This window comes from Dactylosporangium sp. NPDC051087 (assembly GCF_055586325.1).
In genome coordinates, this window is record NZ_JBVJIJ010000006.1 from 93034 (window position 1) to 115553 (window position 22520).

Sequence of the window (22520 nt, forward strand, 5' to 3'; positions counted from 1 at the left end):
ACCAGATCAGCGCAGGCTCTGGATGTTCACCCCGGCGGGCAGTTCGCGGCCGGAGTCGGAGTACGCCTTGGAGATGGCGGCCTGGGCCAGGGGCTTGTAGGACGGTCGCTTCTCGGTCACGACCCGGGCCGACCGTTGCGCGGCCGCGAGCGTGCCCTGGAAGTGCGGCATGACGTAACGGGCGAAGAGTTCGAGACTGGTCAGCGCCTTCTCCCGGCTCGCCCAGTCGTGAGTCATGATCATGAACCCGCCGAAGCCGCCGGTCTGCTCGAGCATCCGCTCGATGGCCGCGATGGCGTCCGCGGGCGTACCGATGATGGAGCTGTCGTCGGCGATCTCGTCGGCGAGGGTGTAGTCGTTCTCCAGGCCGAGCACCGGCTTGAAGTACTGCTCCCGCTCCTCGGCCCGGCCCCGCTCGACGTCGCGGATCGCCTGTTCGCGGTCCTCGGCGAGGTGCACCCGCACGACCATCCGCCACTCGTCGCGGCTGATGGTCGTGCCGGCCTCCTTGGCCGCCTGCTCGGCGATCTCCCACTGGGCGCGCATGTCCTTCTTGCCGCCGATGAACCCGGCGCTCAGCGACAGGACGCCGACGCCGTGCTTGCCGGCCGTGGTCACCCCGGACGGCGAGGTGGTGCTGGCCACGGCGATCGGGACGCCCTTCGGGCTGAGCGGCAGGAAGGCCAGCTGGGCCTCGCGCAGCTCGAACCACTCGGTGGAAGCGGTGACGGTCTCGCCGTCGAGGAGCCGGATGATCACGTCCAGCGCCTCGTTCATCCGGGACCGCTGGGTCACCGGCGCGATGCCCATCATGTCGGCGTCGGAGATGAGCGCACCCGGCCCGACGCCGAGCATCGCGCGGCCGAGGCTGAGGTGGTCCAGTAGTACGGTGCGGTCGGCGACCAGCAGCGGGTGGTGGTACGGGAGGCTGACCACGCCGGTGCCGAGCCGGATCCGCGAGGTGCGCACGGCCGCCGCGGCCAGCGCCATGAACGGGTCGGCGATGCGCTCGACGCCGGTCGAGTGGTGCTCACCGACCCATGCCTCGTCGTATCCGAGCCGGTCGGCGAGCTCGATGAGCGCCAGGTCGTGGCGCAGGGAGAGCACGGGGCTGTCGTCGTTGGCGTGGAACGGGGCGATGAACACACCGAACGTCATGGGCGTCGGACGAGGCATGGAGATCCCCTCACAAGCGGGTGTCGATCGAGTGCGCAGAAGTGGGAGCAGGGAAGCCCGACCGGCGCGTGTGACGCCGGTCTCAACAAGTGATTGCTGAATCTACTCAGAAACTCGGCGAGCGCAAGAGACTGCCGGAAACATGTTCGACACTGTGCCGTCGCGTGCACCTCTGCGGATATGCACGGATCTCGACATGCTTGACCCTCGTGAAGGGGTGGGCCACGTTCCTGAATCTGTTCAGATTCAGGGTGGCGTACGACACACAGATGGCGCTATGGTTCTCCGCGTTCACGTTTGGGAGACCCGGCGACGAGGGGTGGCGGCAATGCAGGAACTGCCTGACGAGCCGGATCCGGCACGCAGCCGGCGCCTGGAGCGGGTCGCCGCCGACCTGCGCGGGGCGGTGCGCCGGCAGGACGGGCGGGAGACGCCGGTCGGCCCGCGAGCCATGCGCACCCGCAAGAAGCTGCTCGATGTCGCCGAAGAACTCTTCGCCCGCAACGGCTACGCCAACGTGTCCCTCGGTGACATCGCCCAGCAGTCCGGCGTCAGCCTGGGGACCGTCTACCAGTACTTCGCCGACCGCGACGACATCGTGGCGACGCTCGCCGGCGAGAGCGCCCTGCGCATGCTGAACCTCGGCGCCGACTTCTGGGACGCCGCGACCGGCCGCCTCGGCCTGCGCCGGGCGGTCAGCGCGATCGTGACGATCCAGTGGGAGAACCGCGACTTCTTCAGCCTCTGGGAGACCGCCAGCCACAGCGACGCCCGGCTGGCCGAGCTGCGCCGGGAATGGGTCGGCAACTTCCGCCACTCCTTCGCCCGGTCCCTCGCCCGCGGCATGAAGAGCGGGCACGTCCGGGCAGGCCTCGACCCGGAGGAGACGGCCCGGGCCATGAGCCTCATGGTCAGCGCGTACTGCTACGACGCCTTCGTCGCCGACCCGCCCGACCCGCCCCTGGACCCCGAGGGCGTGACCGACCACCTGACCGCGCTGTGGGCGGACGCGATCGGGCTGCGCGAGGACCGCGAACTGCGGCCCGGAGACGCGTGAGCCGCTCGACCCGCACGGAGAGGACGACGATGTCGACCAGCACCGCCCCCCGCCAGGCCGGCTCGGCCGACGACCCCGCCTGGTTCCGCCACGTCCTCGGGCAGTACCCCACCGGCGTCTGCGTGATCACCGCCCAGCCCGACGACGGCCCGCCGATCGGCATGGTCGTCGGCTCCTTCTCGTCCGTGTCGATGAACCCGCCGCTGGTCGGGTTCTACCCGAGCCGCACCTCGGAGACGTGGCCGCACCTGCAGCGGGCCAGCAACTGGTGCGTCAACATCCTCGCCGCCCACCAGTCCGACGTGTGCCGCCGGATCGCGACCGCCCCGCTCGCCGAGCGGTTCGACGGCGTCCCCTGGCAGCCGGCCCCGTCCGGCGCCCCGATCATCGAGGGCGCCGTGGCCTGGATCGACTGCGTCCCGGTCGCCGTGCACGACGCCGGCGACCACAAGATCGCCCTCGCCGAGGTGCGCCACCTCGACACCGCGAGCACCGAGCTGCCGCTGCTGTTCTTCCGCAGCGGCTACGGCAGCTTCACGCCGCTCACCCTGACCGCCTACGACCCGGACATGAGCCTCACCCGCCCCCTGCGCCACTTCGAGTTAGTCCGTTCGATCGCCCAGGACCTGCCCGACAACGGCCTGCGCTGCCTGGTGACCGCACCGGTGAGCGACAGCGTCGTCGTCATCGGCCAGCTCGACCCGCCCTCGGCCACGGTCGCGGCCCAGCCCACGACGTTGGTCGGCCAGCGCCTGCCGTTCCGGCCGCACGGCCCCTCGATCTTCGAGGCGTGGGCGCCGGAGAGCGAGCAGGCGGCGTGGGTCGCCAGGTTCGCGCCGGACTCGCAGGAGGCCGAGATCCGCGCCCTGGCCCGCATCCGGGAGCGCGGCTTCTCCATCGGCCTCGGCAGCGAGGGCCACCGGCGCTTCGCCGCCGCCCTCGGCCGGCTCGCCGCCGAACCCGGCACGGTGCCCAACGAGGAGCTCGACGAGCTGGTGGCCTCGCTGGACTACGAGCCCGCGGAGCTCTCCGACGAGGTGCTGGCGCAGGCCCGGGTGATCTCCGCACCGGTCTTCGACAGCAGCGGGCAACCGGTCCTGGCCATGACCGTCTTCGGCTTCAAGGCAAGACCCGACGTCGTCCGTGACGCGATCGCGGCGGTCACCGGCTGCGCGGAGAAGGCGACACGGTCCCTCGCGCTGGCACCACGCCGGGACTGAGACCGGGCGGGCATCCGGGCCACGCGCACCACCGACACGAGGTTGATCGGGGGTGGTCACTCGCCGCGGAAGACCCGCTTGGCGACCGTCATGGCGGACATCGCCTTGGGCCAGCCGGCGTAGAACGCCAGGTGGGTGATGGCCTCGATGAGTTCGGCCTCGGTGACGCCGTTGTCCTTGGCTCGGCCGAGGTGGAAGACGAGCTGGTCGGTGCTGCCGCTGGTGAGCAGGCTCGCGACGGTGATCAGACTGCGGTCGCGGGTCGACAGGTCGGGTCGTTCCCAGACCTGGCCGAACAGCACGTCGTCGGTGTAGCCGACGAGGGCGGGTGCGAAGTCGCCGAACGCCTGCTGCGCTCCGGACGGTTCGTTGCCGGTCATGATGTGTGCCTCCTGGCTTAGCGGTCAGCGTGCGGTGTGGGTGTGCAGCTGCAGCGTCGTTGCGGCCGCCTGCGCGGTGAGCATGGGTTGTAGGTACTGGTCGCCGTAGCGGGCGTACTTGCTGCGGTAGGCGTCGTCGACGGCTGCGGTCACGGTGTCGTCGGCCGGGGTGAAGGTGGCTTCGCGTTCGACGCCGCCGGCGCGGATCCGGCCCTGGGGGTGGGCGGTGGCGTGCCGGTACCAGGCGCCGCCCGCGCCGCGGTACGAGCGCACGTACAGCTGGTCGGCGACCCGGACCACCCAGATGGGCACCCAGTCACGCAGCGTCCCGTCCTGCCGCTCCACGGCGATCTGCAGTTCGTCGGCGGCGCCGATCCGGTCGAGCTCGGCAGTTGTCCAGGTCATGCGATCCTCTCCTCGGTGGTCGGGCGCGGCGTGAGCGCCGAGCCGGCGGCGGCAGCGGCCAGGGCGACGACCGCGGTGACGAGCAGGCTGACGCGTTCGCCGTGCCGGAACTCGCCGGACGTCGAGATCAGCGTGCCGAACACAGCCACCGCGAGCGCGCCGCCGACCTGCCGGCTGGTGTTGAACACCCCGGACGCCACCCCGGCGCGCCGGGCCGGGACGCTCCCCAGCAGGACTGCCGTGGTCGGCGGCATGATCAGCGGCCCGGTCACGCCGACCGGCACGAGCAGCAGCGCGAGGACCCACACCGGCGTCGACGCCGGTACCCAGGCGAGCGCAGCCGAACCAGCGGCCATCAGGGTCAGGCCGGTCACGATCGGCGGCCGCGGGCCGAACCGCTCCACGAGCCGCGCGCTGAACGGGGTCAACACGGCGCTGATCAGCATCATCGGCAGGAACGCCGCCCCGGCCAGCAGCGACGACAAGCCGCGTTCGGTCTGGAAGTCCAGGCTGAACAGGAACGGCAGGCCGTAGAAGCCGACCATGAACGCGAACCCGATCACGACCGCGACGCTGACGTTCGCCGAGCGGAACAAGCCCAGCGGCACCATCGGGTGCTTCGCGCGGGCCTGCACGAGGAGGAACGCCACGCCGGCGAGCAGCGCTACCGTCAGCGCGGTGACGACCCGGGGGCCGGCGAGTCTGTCGGTGCCGGCCTCGATCGCGCCGTAGGTCAGGCCGCCCATGGCTGCGACCGCGAGGACCTGACCGACCCGGTCGAACGGCACCTGGTGCTGCGGGCTGGGCCGGGTCCGCGCCAGCAGCGCGAGAGTGACCGCGGCGACGGGGACGTTGACCAGGAAGATCAGCCGCCAGCTGGCCAGGCTCAGCAGACCGCCGAGCACCGGGCCGGCGGCGGCCGCGACAGCACCGCCCATCGCCCAGACCGCGACCGCCCGCCCGCGCGCGGCCGCATCGGGGTAGGCGTGCCGGACCAGCGCCATCGACGCCGGCATGACCACCGCAGCGCCGAGACCCTGCAGGAACCGAGCCGCGACCAGGACCGTCAGGCTCGGAGCGGCGCCGCAGAGCACGGACGCCACCGCGAAGATCGCAAGCCCCGCGCCGAACGCCCGCTTGGCCCCGACCCGGTCCGACAGCGCGCCGCAGGACAGCAGCAGCGCCGCGAACATCAGCGTGTACCCGTCCACGACCCACTCCAGGCCGGTTATCCCGCCGCCAAGCCCGGCCCGGATCGACGGCAACGCCACGTTGACGACGGTCGCGTCGAGGGTGATGACGAAGAAGCCGAGCACCGCCGCCGCCAGCGTCGCGCGGGCGTGTGGGTCGGTGCCGGCCGCGGCGGTTGGTGGCCGCTCGGCGGCGACAGCAGCGGACATGAGACCAGGCCCTTCACGGGACGGAAGCCGTCCAAACCCAGATGACTCCGGTTCAGAGCGGCAGTGACACATGCCAGGTAAACACCGTTCCCCTCGGTGAGGCAGACGCTGCCTATAGGGGGTACTGGCAGGATCCCCCTACCGGCCGCAGGCCGCCCTACGCTGGGACCATGACCGGTCCTGACGTGCGCGGCGACATCCGTCAGTTCCTCATGACCCGACGCGCCCGCATCACCCCGCAGCAGGCCGGTCTCCCCGACTACGGTGGCCGGCGCCGCGTCCCAGGGCTCCGCCGCGAGGAACTCGCGCTGCTGGCCGGGATCAGCGTCGAATACCTCACCCAGCTCGAACGCGGCCACGCCCGCGGCGTCTCCGCCGAGGTCGTCGACAGCCTCGCCCGCGCTCTGCAACTCGATGACGTCGAACGGGCCCACTTCATCGACCTGGTCAGCGTGGCCGGTACCCCCAGCGACCGCGGCCGCCGCAGGCCGGCCGCCGGACCGAACCTGCGCCGTAGCGTCCGGCAAGTCCTCGACGCCATGATCGGCGCCGCCGCGTTCGTCCGCAACCAGCGCCTCGACATCCTCGCCGCGAACCGCCTCGGCAGCGCCCTGTACGCCGCGGTTCTTGACGCCCCGGACCTCGGCGCGAACCTGGCCCGGTTCGTGTTCCTGGACCCCCGTGCCACCACCTTCTACCGCGACTGGGACGGCATCGCCCGCGACGCGGTCGGCAGCCTGCGCACCGCCACCGGCCGCGACCCCAACGACCCGGCGATGGCCGAGCTCATCGGTGACCTGTCCATCCGCAGCGAGCAGTTCCGCACCCGCTGGGCCGCGCACGACGTCAGGTACTACCGCAGCGGCGTCCAACACTTCCACCACACCGCCGTCGGCGACCTCAACCTCGACTACGACGCCCTCGAACTCCCCGCCGACCCGGGTCTGACGATCATCGCCTACACCGCACGCCCCGGCTCACCCGCACATGAGGCACTGCACCTGCTTGACAGCTGGACCAGTGCCGACACCACGAACGCGGCACCACGCGCCGCCGACGCGGTATGACCTCGCGCCGAACTCCGCACTGGTCTGCTTGCCGGACCGCAAAGGTCATGAACGCAGCATCTCGTGCGACGCTCCGCACATCCGCTCATCGATGGCCGGCGCGCCGGTGGGGCCTCTCGTGCGCGCCCCGGTACGTCCTGATCGACTCGTGCTGGTGCCGTTGGGCGTGCCGCAGGTGCCGCTCGCGCTGCCGGGCCAGCCCGGACGCGACGCAGAACGACGCAACGGCGCAGGCGAGCACGACGGCCGTGAGGACCAGGACGCCAGTCAGTACCACCTCGACCACCTCGACCGGTCGTCCCGGGCGCTGGCTGGGCCCGGGGCACGCCCCGGTGCTGTACGGGAGATCGGCTACCACCAAATCTACGTCGCCGGTCACCGGTGGAGGTTCACCGGCGCGTACGTCCCCGACGTGGCCGCGTCTCCTCCGCCGCGGTCCGGCGTGGTGCCGAGTTCGGCCAGTTCGGTGGCGCGGGCCACGTCGCCGGGCGTCACGATCCCGGTCAGCCGGCCGTTGGCGACGACCGGGGCCAGCCGGTGGCCGCCGGCCAGCATCGCCGGGGCGGCCTCGGTCAGGGGGACGGCCGGGTCCAGCACGCGGCTGCGGTCGACCGGAGCCGTGACGTCGCCCAGCCGGGTCCGCTCCCGCTCGCCGCTCGGGACCTTGGCGAGCCTGGTGAGGCTGACCAGGCCGACCAGCTGTCCGTCGAGGTCCAGGACCGGGAAGACGCGGTGCGGGTGGTGCCGCGCCACGGTGGCGACGAAGTTCGCGACGGACTGGCTGGTGTAGCCGTACGCGGCCGGTGCCGTCATGACGTCGCCGACCCGGACCCCGGCGAGGGTCTTGCGCAGCGTCACGTCAGTCGTTTCGGCGCGGGCGGCCAGCAGGACGAACCAGCCCAGCACCGTCAGCCACAGCCCACTGAGGTTGGTGGCCAGCAGCATCTCGACGAGACCGCCGATGATCAGCAGCGCACCGAGGATCATGCCGGCCCGGCCGGCGGCGCGGCGGGCGGACGCCCGGTCGCCCCGCACCCACCACAGGATGGCGGCGAGCACCCGGCCGCCGTCCAGCGGTGCGCCGGGCAGCAGGTTGAACACTCCGAGAATGACGTTGACGACGGCCAGCCACACCAGCCCGGTCACCGCCAGCGGGCCGGCACCCCACGCGGACGCGGCGGCCGCGCAGGCGGCGAACACCCCGGCACCGGCCAGGCTCACCACCGGCCCGGCCAACGCGATCAGCAGGTCGGCCCGGGGGTGCGGAGCCTCGCCGTCCAGCTCGGACACGCCACCGAGCATCCACAGGGTGATCGCGCGGACCCGGACGCCGAAGTGCCGGGCGACCAGCGCGTGGGCGAGCTCGTGAGCCAGCAGGGCGGCCAGGAACAGCGCCGCCACGACCACCGCGACACCCCAGTACACGACCGTCGCGTGCCCGCGCGCGCCGCCGGGCAGGACCACCGACGCCAGACCCTGCACCAGCAGCAGCATGATGACGAACACCGACCAGTGCACCCCGATCGGGATGCCGGCGATCCGGCCCAGCCGTGCAGTCTGCCGCATCGCCACCACCGACCTCCCGTACCAGCGCACAGCCCGCGGCCCTCGACGGACCCGAGCCGGCGGCATCCTTGCCGTAGCTACCCGCAGTTCGGCGACCTCGAACCGCCCTTCGCTCCCGGGACGTGCTCAGCGGAGCAGGAGCGGCGCCACCACGATCGCGAGGAAGTCCAGCAGGAAATGCAGCAGCAGGACCAGAGCGACCAGACCGACGTCGCGTGCGATCGTCGCGCCGGCCAGCAGGGCGAACGGCACGGTGGCCGGCCCGACCGCGAAGAGCGTCAGCACCATCGGCGGCACGAGCAGCAGCAGGAACACGCACAACTCCGCCAGCTCCTGCCGGCGGGACAGGATTCCATCGGTGCCTGGCTCGGTGCCGGCGTCATGCCGGCTCAACGGTGTCCCCTACATGCCGGACGGCGATGGCATCATGCCTGACGCCGGAGGCTGCATGCCGGTGTGCTCGTGCAGCCGCACGATCCGGGCGGTGTAGGTCTCGTCGGTGCCGGTGCCGCTGGTCGTTCCGGCGATGGTGATCGTCGTTCCGGTGGTCAGAGCGTTGGGCTGCAGGGTGTGCCGGACTTCGAAGACCCGCACGTCGTTGCCCACGGCCCACGTCCTGGTCCATCCGTCGGCCGACTTCACGGTGACCGACGACGCCGCGATGGAGGTGAGCGTGCCGTTCTGCATGGCCACGTGCACCTGTCCCTGCTCGGTCTGCACGACACCCTCGCCGTGCTCGACGCTCTTGAGCATGCCGCCGTGCGGGTGGCCCTGCCCGCCGGCGGGGCTGGGTTGGGCGTTCGCCAGCGCCGGCGTACCCACCAGGCCGGCTCCGGCGAGCACGGCGGTGCTGAGTGCGATTCCGATTCGATGTGACAACATGGCCCCTCCTCACTTGGACCAAAGCACCTAATGCCACCGAAAAACACCGACAAACCCCACTGACGGAAGATCACGGACAACTCTCAGGCTTCGCCGCCGCTCCGGCGTACGCTGGAGATCGACCGACCTGGGCGATGAGGCAGGCGGGTGCACGATGCGCAGCTCCCTCAGCCGGGACCGGATCGCGCTCGCGGCGGCGATCGTCGGGCCGCCGGCCGTCGCCGCGATCCTGATCCCGTTCCGCACCACGATCTCCGCCGCGAACATGGCGCTGATCCTGGTGGTGGCCGTCGTCGCGGTGGCCGTCATCGGCAACCGCCTGGCCGGTGCGCTCGCGGCCCTGTCCGCCGCGGTGTGGTTCGACTTCTTCCTGACCGAGCCCTACGAGCGGTTCACCATCGCCGCGGGCACCGATGTCCTCACGGCGATCCTCCTGCTCGCCGTCGGGCTGGTGGTCTCGCAGGTGGCCGTGCGGGCCCGCCGGCTGCGCCTCGTCACCATCACCGACGCCGACCACCTGTCCCGGATTCACCGGACGACCCAGCTGGTCCAGTCCGGCGCCGCGCCCAACCAGGTCGTCAACCAGGTCCGCCCCCAACTGGTCGACCTGTTGCACCTGCGCGGATGCCGGTTCGAGCAGGGACTGCTGCTCGGCCGCCCGCCACGGCTCGAACCCGACGGCAGCGTCACGCCGAAACCCGCTCACTCGTCGCCGGCGGGCTCGCTTCCGGACGGCGACGTCGAACTCAGGGTCGACGCGGGCGGCGTCTACTACGGGCGGTTCATGCTCACCCCCACCCCCGGCGAGGCGGTGCCGCTGGAGGCCCGGCTCGTCGCGGTCACGCTCGCCGAACAGGTCGGCTCGGCGTTCGACGCCGTACACGCCACCGGGTCTTGACCAATGGCAGGAAGGACCGAACGATGCTGGAGAAGATCCAGGACGCGCCGCCCGGGATCGACGCCGTCAAAGCCACCGGGCTGGTCGGCAAGGACGAGTACGACCGCGGCGTGGTGGCGCTGATCGACGACGCGCGCCGCATCCGCCTGCTGTTCGAGCTCGGACCCGGCTTCCGGGGCTTCACGCCCGCCGCCGCGTGGGAGGACCTGAAGGTCGGGATCAGGTCGCCGCGCGCGTTCGAGGGTTGCGCGATCGTGACCGACGCGGTCTGGGTCCGGGAGTCGACCCGGCTCCTGTCGTGGCTGACACCCTGCCCGGTCCGCGTCTTCAGTGCCCAGGAGCGGTCCGGCGCGCTGGACTGGCTGCAGTCGCTCCCTACGGGGCCCGGCGTCTCGCACCACCTCATTCCCGAGGCCGGCGTCCTCGTGGTGGCGGTCGCCTCGCCGTTGCGGGCGCGGGACTTCAGCGCCCTCGCCACGACCGCCGACAACTGGCTGGCCACCCACGACCGGCTCGCCGGCGTCGTCATCCACGCTCACGCCTTCCCGGGCTGGGAGAACCTCGGCGGCATGCTGGAGCACCTGCGGTTCGTCCGTGATCACCACCGCAGGATCGGCCGGGTCGCGGTCGCCGCCGGCAGCGTCCTGGCAGACGTCGCGCCGCACCTGGCGAACCACTTCGTCCGGGCCGAGGTGCGGCACTTCGGCTACGACGACCTGGACGACGCGATCGCCTGGGCCTCCAGTTCACCCGCCGGCTCACCCGATGCCGGGACTGTCCCGGTTTAGCATGGAACTTGCCTGCGAGACGACCGAGCCGAAAGCATCAGGAGACCGAGAGGTCGAGCGGTGTGATCGAGCACCTGATCCGGTAGCGCCGGGGACGGCAGATCGCCTCGCAGGTTCATTGCTGTGCACCGTCACCGCTCGCGACATCGTGCCGATTCAGCCTGCCAGGGCGGGCAGCGGGTTCAGGGTGTCGGCGAGCGCGCGGGCGAAGCGCATGCGGGGCGCGGCCGTCTCGGGGGAGTCGCCGTAGGCGGCGGCGAGGATCTGCACGCAGCCCTGCGCGCCGTGGCGGGTGACGGCGGCGGTGATCGCCGCCCACGCCTGTGCGGGGGTGATGGTCTGTGAGGGCTGCAGGTCGGAGGCGAAGACGGCTTCCGCGACGAACTCGGTGACGGTGCCGATCATGGTGTACCTCCTGCGCTGTGTCCGGTGTGCTGCTGGACACAACTCAACGCCTGTACGGGTGCGGCACCACGTCCCGGACGGTTGCCGGCCGGTTGCGGACCAACCAGTCAGCCGACACGACGCCGCCCGTGAACTTTAAATAAAGCTTACAATTTGGTCGCAAACATTGACTGACGCGGATTGCTTGGGAGACTCGGGGGGTGGGAACCCTGGTCAACCTCCGCCGCGCCGGTCTCGGCGCCATCGTCCTGCTCGGGGTGCTCGCCCTGGCGCCCGTCACGACCGCGGACGCGGGAGCGACGACCCTCGGCGGCGCGGACCCCAGCGTCATCAAGGTCGGCGGCCTGTACGTCGCGGCGAAGTCGGTCGACGGGGGAGTCGCCGTCCGCACGGCGTCGACCCTCGCCGGGATCGCGGCCGCGCCGAAGAAGCAGGTGTGGCGCGACACCGGCAACCTCGGCGAGGTGTGGGCACCCGAGATCGTGCATCAGGACGGCAGGTACCACATCTACTTCTCCGCCGGTCGGAGCGCCGCGCACCGGATGTACCACATCAGCTCCGCGACCGCCGACTCCGGCTACACGGCCGCCACGAAGGTCGCCCTGCCCGCCGACAAGTGGGCGATCGACGGGGTGCCGTTCACGTACCAGGGTCAGCGCTGGTTCGTCTGGTCCGGCTGGGCCGGCGACACGAACGTCGAGCAGAACCTGTACATCGCGAAGATGAGCAGCCCCACCACGACGACCGGTGGCCGTTTCGTCATCTCCCAGCCGCGGGAGGCGTGGGAGCGCACCGTCGGCAACCCGTTCATCAACGAGGCGCCCGAGCCGATCCTCGACCCGAACGGCCGGCTGCACATCGTGTACTCCGCGAACGGCAGCTGGAGCAGCAAGTACTGCCTGGCCGAGCTGCGCCTGCGGGCCGGCGGCGACCCGACCTACGTGTGGGACTGGTACAAGAGCAACGGCTGCCTGTTCGGGTCCTACGCGCCGAACATGATGACCGGCTGGGATCCCACCCTGTACGTCGACGGGCCCGGGCACCACTCGTTCGTCCTGGAGCGGGGCGACATCGCGACCAGCCCGCCGTCCGGCAACCGGTTCCCGACGATGTACCACGCGGTCGCCAAGGGCACCCCGTACTCGTGGGCGAACCGGTACTGGTACACCGGGACGGCCGTCTGGTGGGGCAACGTCACCTACCGCCGCGCCAACGTCCCCGGCCCCACGTCCGACGCCGGCTTCGGGCTGAAGTTCTTCGAGTAGGCCGGGCGGCTCACGCGGCCAGGGTGGCCGCCGGGGTCAGGGTGTCGGCGAGCGTACGGGCGAAGCGCATGCGGGGCGCGGCCGTCTCGGGGCACTCGCCGTAGGCGGCCGCCAGGATCGCGACGCAACCCTGCGCGCCGTGGCGGGTGACGGCGGCGGTGATCGCCGCCCACGCCTGCGCGGGGGTGATGGTCTGTGAGGGCTGCAGGTCGGAGGCGAAGACGGCTTCCGCGACGAACTCGGTGACGGTGCCGATCATGGTGTACCTCCTGCGCTGTGTCCGGTGTGCTGCTGGACACAACTCAACGCCTGTACGGGTGCGGCACCACGTCCCGGACGGTTGCCGGCCGGTTGCGGACCGGCCGGTCAGCCGACAGCCGGACACCGCCGTCCACTCCGCGGTGTTCTGCGGAGTCCGCCGGACACTGCGATACTCGGTCGATGATCTGGCGCGACGAAGTGGTCGATCAGCTCGATGTCTACTGGAAGGTCCACCTGGCGCCCCGGCTGGAGGGTCTCACCGACGACGAGTACTTCTGGGAGCCGGTGGAGGACTGCTGGTCGGTCCGGGTCGCCGCGAACGGCAAGGCGACCCTCGACGGCGAAGGCCGCGACAAGGACCCCGACCCGCCGCCGGTGACCACCGTCGCGTGGCGGCTCAACCACCTCGCGTTCCAGGTCCTCGCCATCCGCACCAGCGCCCACTTCGGCACCGGCAGGCTCACCATGAAGACCGCGAAGCTGCCGGTCACCGCCGGCGCCGCCGTCACCGCGCTGCGGCGGCACTACCGCGGCTGGCGGGACGCGGTGGCGACGCTGGACGGCGCGGCGCTGGCCCGGTCGATGGGGGAGCCCGAGGGCCCGTTCGCGCAGCGGCCGATGGCCACGCTGCTGCTGCACGTCAACCGCGAGGTCATGCACCACGGCGCGGAGATCTGCCTGCTGCGCGACCTGTACCGCGCGAAGTTCAGCTGACCGCTGCCGCTCGGTGCGCGCGTTCAGCGGGATCTCAGGTCGCCGTCTCCCTGAGGCGCACCCGTGGCCGGCGGTCGCGCCGCGATCTCGTCGATCGGCGCATCGGGCGGCCTCAGCGGTCGCAGAATGGTCGGGCGAGCGCGAGGTCGGCGTCCACTCGGCGCAACAGGTCGAAACCCCACGTGTTGACGCCGTCCAGGTCGACCTCGTTGTAGATGCGAGCTGCGAGGTCATGCAGCGAGCGGGCGAGCCGGGCGTACTCGAGGTGGGTGAGGTCGAGTCGCTGCGCGCCGTAGGCGCGCAGGAAGCGCACAGGGTCGGGTCCGCACAAGGCGGTGAACAGGTCGTGCTCGCGCGGTGCCAGCATCGTCTGACCCCAGTCGAGCAGCGTCGCGACGCGACCGTCGCGGTCGACGAGGACGTTGTGAGGGAACAGGTCGTGGTGGCACACGATGTGGGGCACGTCGATCGCGCGGGCCCGTTCGATCACCGCTTCGAGCCGGTCGACGTTGGCCATGACCTCGTCGCGGCGGTCGGCGATCCACGGGTGGTCGTGCCGGTCGCGCAGCACCTCGATGCACCACTCGTCCATATCGGTGCGGGGCAGGACGAGGTCGGCGATCTCATGCACGGCGCGCATCGCCCGCGCGATCGCGTCGGCGTCGTCCCACGTTGCCTGGCGGCCGGCGACGAACGGGAACAGCGCGTAGCGCCGGCCTTGGTGCTCGGCGGTGTACGAGCCGTCGAGCGCCTGGTGTGCCGCAGGAACGGGAATGCCCCGAGCCGCCAGCTCGGCGGTCAGTGCCAGCGCGGCGTCGCTGCCGGGCTGCTGGCGCCAGAGCTTCACGAACCAGCGCCCGTCGGTGAACGCATCCGCTTCGAACCCGCCCGGATGCGGCCGCAACTCGCCCACCTCGACACCGAAGGCGTCGCGGACCTGAGTCGTCGTCGGCGGGCTTGCCTCGCTCCACATCGAACCAGCATGGCACCGCTGCCGAATCCTGCCGGTCGACGTCTTCGCGAGTATCGGCTCGAGTGGCCGTGGACCTGCACGAAGGTGGGAGGCGATGCGGAGAGTCCGATGAAGGCGCCGGGTCACAGCGGCAGGCGGATCCGTAGCACCGCCCCGCCGCCCGGTGCGGCGCCGGCGGTGAGCGTGCCCCCGTGCGCGGTCACGATCTCCCGCGCGATCGGCAGGCCCAGGCCGGTGCCGCCGCCGGCCCGGGACCGGTCGTCGTCGAGGCGCACGAACCGGTCGAAGATCCGCTCCCGGTCGGCCTCGGCGATGCCGGTCCCGTCATCGGTCACGGTGAGGCAGGCGTGGCCGTCCTCGGCCGAGACGGACAGCGCGATGCGCTGCCGGGCGTGCCGGGCGGCGTTGTCGACCAGGTTCCGCACGACGCGTTGCAGCTGATGCTGATCGCCGCTGACCCGTACCGGCGACACGTGGGCCTCGACGCTCAGGTCGGCGCGTTCGGCGGTGAGCCGGTCCCGTTCCGCGTACACGATGTCGTCGAGGTCGACGTCCTCGCGGCGGATCTTCAGCCCCGACTCGTCGACCTTCGCGAGCAGCAGCAGGTCGGCGATGAGGCGGGCCATCCGGCCGCTCTCCCGGTGCATCCGGGCCACGTGGTTGCCGGCCGTGGTGGGCAGTTCGGCGGCGGCGAGCAGGTCGAGGCCGGCGTGGATGGTGGCGAGGGGGCTGCGCAGTTCGTGGCTGGCGTCGGCGACGAAGCGGTGCTGTGCCGCGGTGGCCGCCTCGATGCGGTCCAGCATGGTGTTCATGGTGTGTGCCAGCGCGGCGATCTCGTCGTCGGCGGCCGGGACCGGCAGCCGGGTGTGCAGGCTGCTGGCGGTGATGGTGTCCGCCTGCCGGCGCATCGCCTCGACCGGTCGCAGGGTCCGGCCGACGAACAGGAACGTGGCCGCGCCGACGATCACCGTCAGCAGCGGCAGCCCGACGGCGATGGCGCCGATGGTGGCCTCGGTGCCGTCGTTGACCTCGTCCATCGACTGGCCGACGAGCACGGTGCGCGGCCCGTCCGGGGTACTGACACCGACGGCGACGATCTGGAACTGTTCGTCGTGCGCCAGGTCGAGGCGTCGCCGCTCGCGGATGGTCTGCCCGGCGGCCGGTCGCAGCGGCGAGATCGGCCCGGCCCCGCCGACGGCGGCGGATGCGGCGACCACCCGCCCGTCGGCGTCGACGACCTGCACGAACGTGCGGTCCCGGGGGGAGGGCCGGATCGCGGCGGTGAGGCCCGCCCCGTCGGACTGCCCGACCGCGGCCACCACCTGGGCGACCCGCTGGTTGGTGGTCTGGTCGATGTTGTCGAGCAGGATCAGCCGCGCCGCGATGACGAGCGCGATCCCGCTGAGGATCGACGCGACGCCGACGACGAGGGCGGCGGCGAGCGCGGAGCGCATCCGCACCCCGAGCCGCCGCCGCACCCGGTCCCCGAGCCTCGTCCTGCCCGTCCCGCTCACGCCCGCCATACCTGGCAAGGTAGCCGGGCGGACCTGAATCCTCGCTGAAACGGGCTATTGCAGGGCGAGCGTCCCGGCGTCCGCGGCCGCGCCGAGCGGCGGCAGGTCATACGCCTCCTCGATGGTCCGCAGGATCGTGTAGTGATCGATGCGGGCGGCGCGGTCGCCGGGGGCCACGCCGGCGCCGAGGACGAGCGTCGGGATGTGGTTGCCGTCGGTGCGGTTGTCCTCGTCGAAGGTGAGGATGAGCAGGCTGTTGTGGGTCTCGGCCCAGTCGATGTAACCGCCGAGGGTGTCGCGCAGCCACGCGTCGGCGTCGGACTTCGGGCAGTCGTGCATGTCGTGGCAGAGGCCGGGGATGACGAACGACACGGTCGGCAGCCGGTCGTAGTCGGTTGGTAGGTCGGTCAGCGGCCGGTTGACCTCGGCGGGCACGTTGTCGAAGTTGACCCACGGGTTGTGCCGCCGCACGTAGGTGCCGGCGGCACAGACGGTCGAGCCGGTCGCGGGCAGGTCCTCGGAGTAGCCGGCGAACGTGTGCCCGCCGTCCAGCAGCTGCCGGGCGAGGTTCGGCACGTCGTGGAACGTGTGCCCGCAATGGTTGTCGGTCACGCCCTGGGTGGAGCCGGAGAACAGGGCGAGATAGTTGGGCTGGCTGGGATGGGTCTCGCCGTACGCGGCGGTGAAGTTCGCCCCGCGCCGGGCGAGGCCGCTGATGTACGGGGTCTTTCGGTGCCCGACGACAGCGTCGTAGCGCTTGTTCTCCATCACCACGACCACGACGTGATCGGGTCGGGTGCCGCTGTGCTGCGGCGCGGCGAGGACCGCGCCGGTGCCGAGCAGCGAGGTGCCCACCAGGATTGCCGGAAAGATACGCATTCCTACAACTTGTAGGAGGTTGCGGCGGGGTGGGGTGAGCGCCACGGCCATGTCACCGGTTCGTGGCCCGGCGGCCGTTCAGCGTCCTCTCAGGCAGCCGGGCCGAACATCCACCGCAGCCTGGCCCGCCCGGACCGGCGGACGCGGCCGGCGCCCATCCGGCCCTGAAAGGAGCGGACCGATGACCGCACCGCCGACACCCTGCCGACCGCCCCGCGTGGTGGTCATCTCCGCCAGCTTCGGCGCGGGCCACGACGGTGCGGCCGCCGAGCTGAGCCGCAGGCTGCACCTCGGCGGGTTCGCGGTCCAGCGGCACGACCTCGTCGACCTGCTGCCCCGCCACGCCGGCCGGCTGCTGCGCGGCCTGTACCGCCGGCAGCTCACCACGCTCCCCGCCACCTGGGGCTGGCTGCTCTCCGCCGCCGGCACCGCAGGCGCCGCCGCGGCCGCGTCCCGGCTCACCGCCCTCGCCGACGAGGCGACCCTCGCCGCGGTCGGCCCGGACGCCGCCGCCGTAGTCTCCACCTACCCCCTGGCCGGTCAGGTCCTCGGCCGGCTGCGCCGCGACGGCCGGCTGCGGGCGCCGGCGCTGACCTACCTGACGGACCTGTCGGTGCACCCGCTGTGGATCGCCGACGGCGTCGACACCCACCTCGCGCTGCACGACGAGGCGGCCCGGCAGGCACGCCTGCACGGCGCCCGGGACGTGCGGGTCGTCGCACCCGCCGTGGCGCCCGCGTTCGACCGTACGCCGCCGGTCACCTCCCAGGTACGGCAACGGCTGCGGTTCGGCCTGCCGGCGGCGGCGCCGCTCGCGCTCATCGTCGCCGGTGCCTGGGGCGTCGGCGCCGTCGAGCGGGCCGCCGCCGACATCGCCGCCACCGGCCTCGCCGTCCCCGTCGTGGCCTGCGGCCGCAACGACACGCTGCGGCACCGCCTGGCCCGCACCGGCCGGGTGGCCGCGCTCGGCTGGATCGACGACATGGCCGCCCTCATGCGCACCTGCCAGGTGGTGGTGCAGAACGCGGGCGGGCTGTCGTCCCTGGAGGCGCTCACCACCGGCGTCCCGGTCGTGAGCTACCGCTGCGTGCCCGGGCACGGCCGCGGCAACGCCGAGGCACTCGACGCCGCCGGTTGGGTCCCCTGGATCCGGGAGCCGGCCGGCCTGGCGGCCGCGCTGCGCCGGGCCATGATCACCCCCAGCGGCTTCCGTCCCGCGACGGTCCGCCCCGAGACCGTCATCGCGGCGGCGGCCCTCCTGCGACCTGACCCGTCCGTGGCCCACCGGCCCGCTGTCGCGTCCCCTGCCGCGCCGGCTGTGGCGTCCTCTGCCGTGGCGGCGATGGCGATGCCCGTCGCGACCGCCATCGCTCCGCCTGCCCCGCGGCAAGGGCTGCGGCTACGGGCGTCCGGGCCGCCCTGCGCGGCGGTGGCGGCGGGGCAACGTTGCGTGCCGGTGGCGGGGCAACGTTGCGTGCCGGTGGCGGGGCAACCCTGCGCGCCGGTGGCGGGGCAACGTTGCGTGCCGGTGGCGGGGCAACGTTGCGTGCCGGTGGCTGCCGGGCATGCCGGCGGTCCGCTGGTGGCGGCATGAAGCGCGGGCTCGCGTGGGCGGCCGGCGCGGCCGGGGTCGCGTGGGCGGTGCACGCCGCCCCCGCCGTCACCGCCTGCGCCCCGCTGCGCCGTGCAGTGCTGCCGGCCCTCGCCGGGTCCGGGGCGGCCGGGCACGTCGCGCTCACCTTCGACGACGGCCCCGACCGCCGTTCCACGCCGCACTTCCTGCGGCTCCTCGCCCAGCACGACGTGCGGGCCACCTTCTTCCTGCTCGCCTCGATGCTGCGGTACGACCCCGGCCTCGGCCGTGAGATCGTCGCCGCCGGTCACGAGGTCGCCGTGCACGGCTGGGCGCACCGGTGCCTGCTGTGGCGCACCCCGGCCGCGACCGCCGACGACATCACCGCCGCCCACGATGCCATCGCCGCGACGACCGGGGTCACCCCGCGGTACTACCGCCCGCCGTACGGTGTGCTCACCGCCAGCGCCCTGCGCACCTCCCGGCGGCTCGGCCTGCGGCCGGTGCTGTGGAGCAGCTGGGGTCGTGACTGGCGGGCCCGCGCCACCCCGGCGTCCATCGTGGACACCGTCACCGGGCGGCTCACCGGCGGTGGCACCGTGCTGCTGCACGACTCCGACTGCACCTCTGCGCCCGGCTCGTGGCAGCGGACCCTCGCCGCCCTGCCCAGGATCATCGACCGGGCCCGCGACCACGGCCTCACCGTCGGCCCCCTCGGCGAGCACCTGGGAGAGCACCTGGGAGAGCACCTGGGAGAGCACCTGGGAGAGCACCTGGGAGAGCACCTGGGAGAGCACCTGGGAGAGCATCCGGGCGAGCACCCAGGCGGGGACCTGGGCGGGGGCCTGGACGAGCACCCGGGCGGGCAGCGGGGCGGACAGTCGGCGGTGCCGGCATGACCTGGCTCGTCACCGGCGGTGCCGGATACATCGGCGCCCACGTCGTGCGGCGGCTGCGCGCCGCGGGGGAGCCCGTCGTCGTCCTGGACGACCTGTCCACCGGGCTGCCGCACCGGGTGCCCGCCGGCGTGCCGCTGACCGTCGCCGACGCCGGTGACCCCGTCGCGGTCACCGGCGCCATCCGCCGCTTCGGCGTGACCGGCGTGATGCACCTGGCCGGCAGCAAGTCCGCACCCGAGTCGGCGCGGCTCCCGGTCTGGTACTACCGGCAGAACGTCGGCGTCGTCATCGGCCTGATCCAGGCGCTGCTGGACACCGGGGTCCGGCGCCTCGTGCACTCCTCGACCGCCGCCGTCTACGGCGTCCCGGCGGGCCCGCTCGTCGACGAGTCGGCGCCGTTGCGGCCGCTCAGCCCGTACGGTCGCAGCAAACGCGACGCGGAGGAGCTGATCGCCGCCGCCGGCGCCGCGCACGGGCTGTCGTGGATCGCGCTGCGCTACTTCAACGTCGCCGGGGCCGGCGCCGCGGACCTCGGGGACCGCGGCGCGACCAACCTGCTGCCGCTGGCCTTCGACGCCGTGCAGGGCGGCGCGCCGCTCGTCGTGGCCGGCACCGACCTGCCGACCCCGGACGGCACCGGCGTCCGCGACTACGTCGACGTCACCGATCTCGCCGACGCGCACCACGCCGCGGCCGTACACCTCGAGACGCGGCGGAACGTCGGGCGGATCTACAACGTCGGCGGCGGTCGCGGCGCCTCGGTCCTCGACGTCGTGCACACCGTCGAGTCCGTCACCGGGATGCCGGTGCCGCGCCTGGCCGGGCCGCGGCGGGCCGGGGACGCACCCGCCGTCGTCGCGTCCGTCGACCGGATCCGCGACGAGCTGTCCTGGCGCGCCCGGCACACGCTCACCGACACGGTCGCGGCCGCCTGGACCGCCCGGCGGCACGACACGGTCCCGGTGGCCGGGCGGCCATGACGACCAGGGTCCGGCTGATGCTGCTGGCGGGCGGGACCGCCGTGGTGGTGTGGGCGGCGCTGCACCTGTCCTCCGCCGGCGCGTCCTGGTCGGGGGCGTGGTGGCAGCTCACCACCGTGACCTGGCAGTGGCTCGCCGGGCTCGGCGTCGTCTGGCTGGCCGGGCTCTGTGTGCACACCGTCGTGCTCAGCGCCGCCATGCCCGGGCTCACCCACCGCCGTGCCCTCACGCTCAACCTGGCCGGCAGCGCCCTGTCCAACGTGCTGCCGCTCGGCGGCGCAGCCGGCACCGCGCTCAACCTCGCCATGGTCCGCGGCTGGGGACACAGCAACCTCGACTTCGCCCGGTTCGTCGTGCTGTCGAAGGCGTGGGACTCCGCGGCGAAGCTGGTCATGCCGCTCGCCGCCGTCGTCGCGCTGCTCGCCACCGGCTCGCTGGGCGTCGGCCGGGCCGGCCTGCCGTGGCTCGCCGCGGCGGTCCTCGCCGCCGGTGCCGGGCTGCTCCTGGTCGCCGCGCTCTTCGGCAGCGCCGGTCCGCTCCTTCGCGTGGTCGGGTTCGCCGAGCGGCTGCGGCACGGCCGGCCCGGCCGCGGTGCCGGCACCGCCGCGTCCGGCGCGGTGCCGGGCTGGACGGCCGCGGCCGCGGCGCTGCTGGACGGCACCGGACAGCTCGTGCGCCGCCGCTGGGCCAGGCTCACCTGGGGCATGGCCGGCTACTGGCTGATGCAGGGCGTGCTGTGGTGGCTGTGCCTCCTCGCGGTCGGCGCGGACCTGCCATGGCCGCTGGTCCTCGCCGGCCTCGTCACCGAACGTCTCCTGACCCTCGCCGGGCTCACCCCTGGCGGCGCGGGACTCATCGAAGCCGGCACCGTCGGTGTCCTGATCGGCCTCGGCGCCGACGGGACCGGCGCCCTCGCCGGGGTTCTGCTGTTCCGCGCCTTCATCTTCGTCGCCGAGATCCCCGTCGGCGGCCTGGCCGCGGCGTTGTGGCTGCTGAGCCGGCGCACCACCCGGACCGGACCCTCACGACCGGAGGACCCATGCGGATCACCCACGTCACCGACGTCTTCCTGCCCCGGCTCGGCGGTGTCGAGCTCCAGGTCGACGACCTCAGCACCCGCCAGCGCCACAGCGGGCACCAGCCGGTCGTCCTGACCACGACAGCGCCCGGGGCGTCCGGCGGCGGCGCGGTCCCGGTGCTGCGGCTCGGGCAGGACACGTTCGGGATCGGCCCGTACCGTCACGTGCGGGAGCGACCGCTGCTGCGGACGCTCCGGGCGGGCCGGCCCGATGTGGTGCACGCGCACATCTCCGCGTTCTCGCCCCTCGCGTGGACCCTGACCCGGCTCGCCGCCGCCGACGGCGTCCCCACCGTCGTCACCGTGCACTCGATGTGGCACGACATCGTCCCCCTGGTGCGTCGCTACACCCGCCGGCACGGCGCCGCGGCCTGGCCGGTGACGTGGACCGCGGTCAGCACCGCCGCCGCGGCCGCCGTCCGCGACGCCCTCGACGGCGCGCCCGTCGCCGTGCTGCCCAACGGCATCGACCCGGCCGCCTGGCTGTCCCCGCCCGTCCCGCGTCCCGACGCGGTGCCGACGCTGATCAGCGTGCTGCGGATGGTCCGCCGCAAGCGGCCGGCGGCGCTGCTGGACCTGCTCCTGGCGTTGCGCGCGGCACGGCCCGGCGGGTTCCGTGCCGTGCTCGTCGGTGACGGCCCGCTGCTGCCCGGGCTGCGCCGCCGGGTCGCCGCGGCGGGCGCGGCCGCCGACATCGTGCTCACCGGGGCCCTGGACCGGCCCGCGATCCGGGCCCGGCTCGCCGCCGCCGACCTGTACGTCGCGCCGGCCCGGCACGAGTCGTTCGGCATCGCCGCCCTCGAGGCCCGCAGCGCGGGACTTCCGGTCGTGGCCCGCGCCGGCAGCGGTGTCGCCGACTTCATCCGGGACGGGACCGAGGGCTGGCTGGTGGACTCCGACGACGACCTGCACGCGACGGTGGCCTCGCTTCTGGACGATCCCGCGAGGCTCGCGGCCGTCGCCCGGCACAACCGCGCCACAGCTCCCGGCGTGAGCTGGGCGTCGGTCCTCACCGCCGCCGACGCTGTCTACAGTGCCGCGGCGCACCGCCAGGGCCGCCGGCCGCTGCAACGCTCGTCCTGACGGCCCGATGGGGCGACCTGCCCGCCGTCGCGGCGCGGGTGCCGGGCTCGGCCGCCT

At 73.0% G+C, this 22520-nt stretch carries 25 protein-coding genes; 12 read left to right on the top strand and 13 right to left on the bottom strand.

All coding sequences use genetic code 11. The annotated features are described in order from the left end of the window. Positions 1-6 precede the first annotated feature (6 nt). Positions 7-1176 carry an LLM class flavin-dependent oxidoreductase gene (locus ACZ6TV_RS13465; RefSeq protein ID WP_465297429.1) on the bottom strand — a complete coding sequence of 390 codons (1170 nt, stop codon included), beginning with the start codon at positions 1174-1176 and terminating at the stop codon, positions 7-9. A 328-nt stretch (positions 1177-1504) separates the two neighbouring features. On the opposite strand from ACZ6TV_RS13465, the gene ACZ6TV_RS13470 reads away from it, so the two are divergent. Together ACZ6TV_RS13470 and ACZ6TV_RS13475 are read left to right on the top strand one after the other, a co-directional pair. Further along, positions 1505-2233 (top strand): TetR/AcrR family transcriptional regulator, encoded by a 729-nt coding sequence (locus ACZ6TV_RS13470; protein WP_465297430.1) that lies wholly within the window; start codon positions 1505-1507, stop codon positions 2231-2233. A gap of 29 nt (positions 2234-2262) precedes the next feature. Beyond that, the gene (locus ACZ6TV_RS13475) at positions 2263-3453 is read left to right on the top strand and encodes a flavin reductase (RefSeq protein WP_465297431.1); all 1191 of its coding nucleotides are present in this window, start codon (positions 2263-2265) and stop codon (positions 3451-3453) included. 56 nt (positions 3454-3509) lie between these two features. Here ACZ6TV_RS13475 and ACZ6TV_RS13480 read toward each other — a convergent pair whose 3' ends face one another. From ACZ6TV_RS13480 to ACZ6TV_RS13490, 3 genes are read right to left on the bottom strand one after another with little or no spacing between them, the layout of a single operon-like run. Then, positions 3510-3833 (bottom strand): carboxymuconolactone decarboxylase family protein, encoded by a 324-nt coding sequence (locus ACZ6TV_RS13480; protein ID WP_465297432.1) that lies wholly within the window; start codon positions 3831-3833, stop codon positions 3510-3512. A gap of 24 nt (positions 3834-3857) precedes the next feature. Further along, the gene (locus ACZ6TV_RS13485; RefSeq protein ID WP_465297433.1) at positions 3858-4238 is read right to left on the bottom strand and encodes a DUF2255 family protein; all 381 of its coding nucleotides are present in this window, start codon (positions 4236-4238) and stop codon (positions 3858-3860) included. Further along, positions 4235-5638, bottom strand: coding sequence for an MFS transporter (locus ACZ6TV_RS13490; RefSeq protein ID WP_465297434.1), 1404 nt, complete (start codon positions 5636-5638; stop codon positions 4235-4237). The genes ACZ6TV_RS13485 and ACZ6TV_RS13490 overlap by 4 nt, the downstream gene beginning before the upstream one ends. Before the next feature lie 170 nt (positions 5639-5808). Here ACZ6TV_RS13490 and ACZ6TV_RS13495 point away from each other — a divergent pair, with 170 nt between their 5' ends. Beyond that, positions 5809-6705: a helix-turn-helix domain-containing protein gene (locus tag ACZ6TV_RS13495; protein WP_465297435.1), complete on the top strand. Its 897-nt coding sequence runs from the start codon at positions 5809-5811 to the stop codon at positions 6703-6705. A gap of 85 nt (positions 6706-6790) precedes the next feature. Here ACZ6TV_RS13495 and ACZ6TV_RS13500 read toward each other — a convergent pair whose 3' ends face one another. The 4 genes from ACZ6TV_RS13500 to ACZ6TV_RS13515 all read right to left on the bottom strand — a co-directional run bounded on the left by ACZ6TV_RS13500 (position 6791) and on the right by ACZ6TV_RS13515 (position 9153). After that, positions 6791-6982, bottom strand: a complete 192-nt coding sequence (locus ACZ6TV_RS13500; RefSeq protein ID WP_465297436.1) for a hypothetical protein — start codon at positions 6980-6982, stop codon at positions 6791-6793. 98 nt (positions 6983-7080) lie between these two features. Then, the gene (locus tag ACZ6TV_RS13505; protein WP_465297437.1) at positions 7081-8271 is read right to left on the bottom strand and encodes a site-2 protease family protein; all 1191 of its coding nucleotides are present in this window, start codon (positions 8269-8271) and stop codon (positions 7081-7083) included. A gap of 126 nt (positions 8272-8397) precedes the next feature. Beyond that, positions 8398-8664: a hypothetical protein gene (locus tag ACZ6TV_RS13510; RefSeq protein ID WP_465297438.1), complete on the bottom strand. Its 267-nt coding sequence runs from the start codon at positions 8662-8664 to the stop codon at positions 8398-8400. Positions 8665-8673: 9 nt separating this feature from the next. Further along, positions 8674-9153: a hypothetical protein gene (locus ACZ6TV_RS13515; RefSeq protein ID WP_465297439.1), complete on the bottom strand. Its 480-nt coding sequence runs from the start codon at positions 9151-9153 to the stop codon at positions 8674-8676. A 154-nt stretch (positions 9154-9307) separates the two neighbouring features. On the opposite strand from ACZ6TV_RS13515, the gene ACZ6TV_RS13520 reads away from it, so the two are divergent. Both ACZ6TV_RS13520 and ACZ6TV_RS13525 read left to right on the top strand, forming a co-directional pair. After that, positions 9308-10051, top strand: coding sequence for a DUF4118 domain-containing protein (locus ACZ6TV_RS13520; protein ID WP_465297440.1), 744 nt, complete (start codon positions 9308-9310; stop codon positions 10049-10051). A 23-nt stretch (positions 10052-10074) separates the two neighbouring features. Then, a complete protein-coding gene (locus tag ACZ6TV_RS13525) occupies positions 10075-10839 on the top strand; it encodes a SpoIIAA family protein (protein WP_465297441.1) in 765 nt (254 codons plus the stop codon). A gap of 156 nt (positions 10840-10995) precedes the next feature. On the opposite strand, the gene ACZ6TV_RS13530 is transcribed toward ACZ6TV_RS13525, so the two are convergent. Continuing rightward, complete coding sequence (locus ACZ6TV_RS13530; protein ID WP_465297442.1) at positions 10996-11244, bottom strand: hypothetical protein; 249 nt, start codon at positions 11242-11244, stop codon at positions 10996-10998. 200 nt (positions 11245-11444) lie between these two features. On the opposite strand from ACZ6TV_RS13530, the gene ACZ6TV_RS13535 reads away from it, so the two are divergent. After that, a complete protein-coding gene (locus ACZ6TV_RS13535) occupies positions 11445-12509 on the top strand; it encodes a glycoside hydrolase family 43 protein (protein ID WP_465297443.1) in 1065 nt (354 codons plus the stop codon). 10 nt (positions 12510-12519) lie between these two features. Here the strand turns inward: ACZ6TV_RS13535 and ACZ6TV_RS13540 are convergent, their stop codons facing one another. Continuing rightward, a complete protein-coding gene (locus ACZ6TV_RS13540; RefSeq protein ID WP_465297444.1) occupies positions 12520-12768 on the bottom strand; it encodes a hypothetical protein in 249 nt (82 codons plus the stop codon). A gap of 182 nt (positions 12769-12950) precedes the next feature. Between ACZ6TV_RS13540 and ACZ6TV_RS13545 the strand changes: the two genes are divergently transcribed. Further along, complete coding sequence (locus ACZ6TV_RS13545; protein WP_465297445.1) at positions 12951-13484, top strand: DinB family protein; 534 nt, start codon at positions 12951-12953, stop codon at positions 13482-13484. Positions 13485-13596: 112 nt separating this feature from the next. On the opposite strand, the gene ACZ6TV_RS13550 is transcribed toward ACZ6TV_RS13545, so the two are convergent. From ACZ6TV_RS13550 to ACZ6TV_RS13560, 3 genes are read right to left on the bottom strand one after another with little or no spacing between them, the layout of a single operon-like run. Beyond that, positions 13597-14583 carry a phosphotransferase enzyme family protein gene (locus ACZ6TV_RS13550; protein WP_465297446.1) on the bottom strand — a complete coding sequence of 329 codons (987 nt, stop codon included), beginning with the start codon at positions 14581-14583 and terminating at the stop codon, positions 13597-13599. Next, positions 14580-15980 carry a sensor histidine kinase gene (locus tag ACZ6TV_RS13555; protein ID WP_465297447.1) on the bottom strand — a complete coding sequence of 467 codons (1401 nt, stop codon included), beginning with the start codon at positions 15978-15980 and terminating at the stop codon, positions 14580-14582. Before ACZ6TV_RS13555 ends, ACZ6TV_RS13550 begins: the two co-directional genes overlap by 4 nt. A 45-nt stretch (positions 15981-16025) precedes the next feature. Further along, the gene (locus ACZ6TV_RS13560; RefSeq protein WP_465297448.1) at positions 16026-16850 is read right to left on the bottom strand and encodes an alkaline phosphatase family protein; all 825 of its coding nucleotides are present in this window, start codon (positions 16848-16850) and stop codon (positions 16026-16028) included. A 181-nt stretch (positions 16851-17031) separates the two neighbouring features. Between ACZ6TV_RS13560 and ACZ6TV_RS13565 the strand changes: the two genes are divergently transcribed. From ACZ6TV_RS13565 to ACZ6TV_RS13585, 5 genes are read left to right on the top strand one after another with little or no spacing between them, the layout of a single operon-like run. Next, complete coding sequence (locus ACZ6TV_RS13565; RefSeq protein WP_465297449.1) at positions 17032-18444, top strand: MGDG synthase family glycosyltransferase; 1413 nt, start codon at positions 17032-17034, stop codon at positions 18442-18444. Next, entirely contained in the window at positions 18441-19322 is an 882-nt protein-coding gene (locus ACZ6TV_RS13570; RefSeq protein ID WP_465297450.1) for a polysaccharide deacetylase family protein, read from the top strand. Before ACZ6TV_RS13565 ends, ACZ6TV_RS13570 begins: the two co-directional genes overlap by 4 nt. Next, entirely contained in the window at positions 19319-20302 is a 984-nt protein-coding gene (galE, locus tag ACZ6TV_RS13575; protein ID WP_465297451.1) for a UDP-glucose 4-epimerase GalE, read from the top strand. The genes ACZ6TV_RS13570 and galE overlap by 4 nt, the downstream gene beginning before the upstream one ends. Beyond that, positions 20299-21456, top strand: coding sequence for a lysylphosphatidylglycerol synthase transmembrane domain-containing protein (locus tag ACZ6TV_RS13580; RefSeq protein WP_465297452.1), 1158 nt, complete (start codon positions 20299-20301; stop codon positions 21454-21456). Before galE ends, ACZ6TV_RS13580 begins: the two co-directional genes overlap by 4 nt. Next, on the top strand, positions 21342-22463 hold the full coding sequence (locus ACZ6TV_RS13585; RefSeq protein WP_465297453.1) for a glycosyltransferase: 1122 nt from the start codon (positions 21342-21344) through the stop codon (positions 22461-22463). The genes ACZ6TV_RS13580 and ACZ6TV_RS13585 overlap by 115 nt, the downstream gene beginning before the upstream one ends. Positions 22464-22520 lie beyond the last annotated feature (57 nt).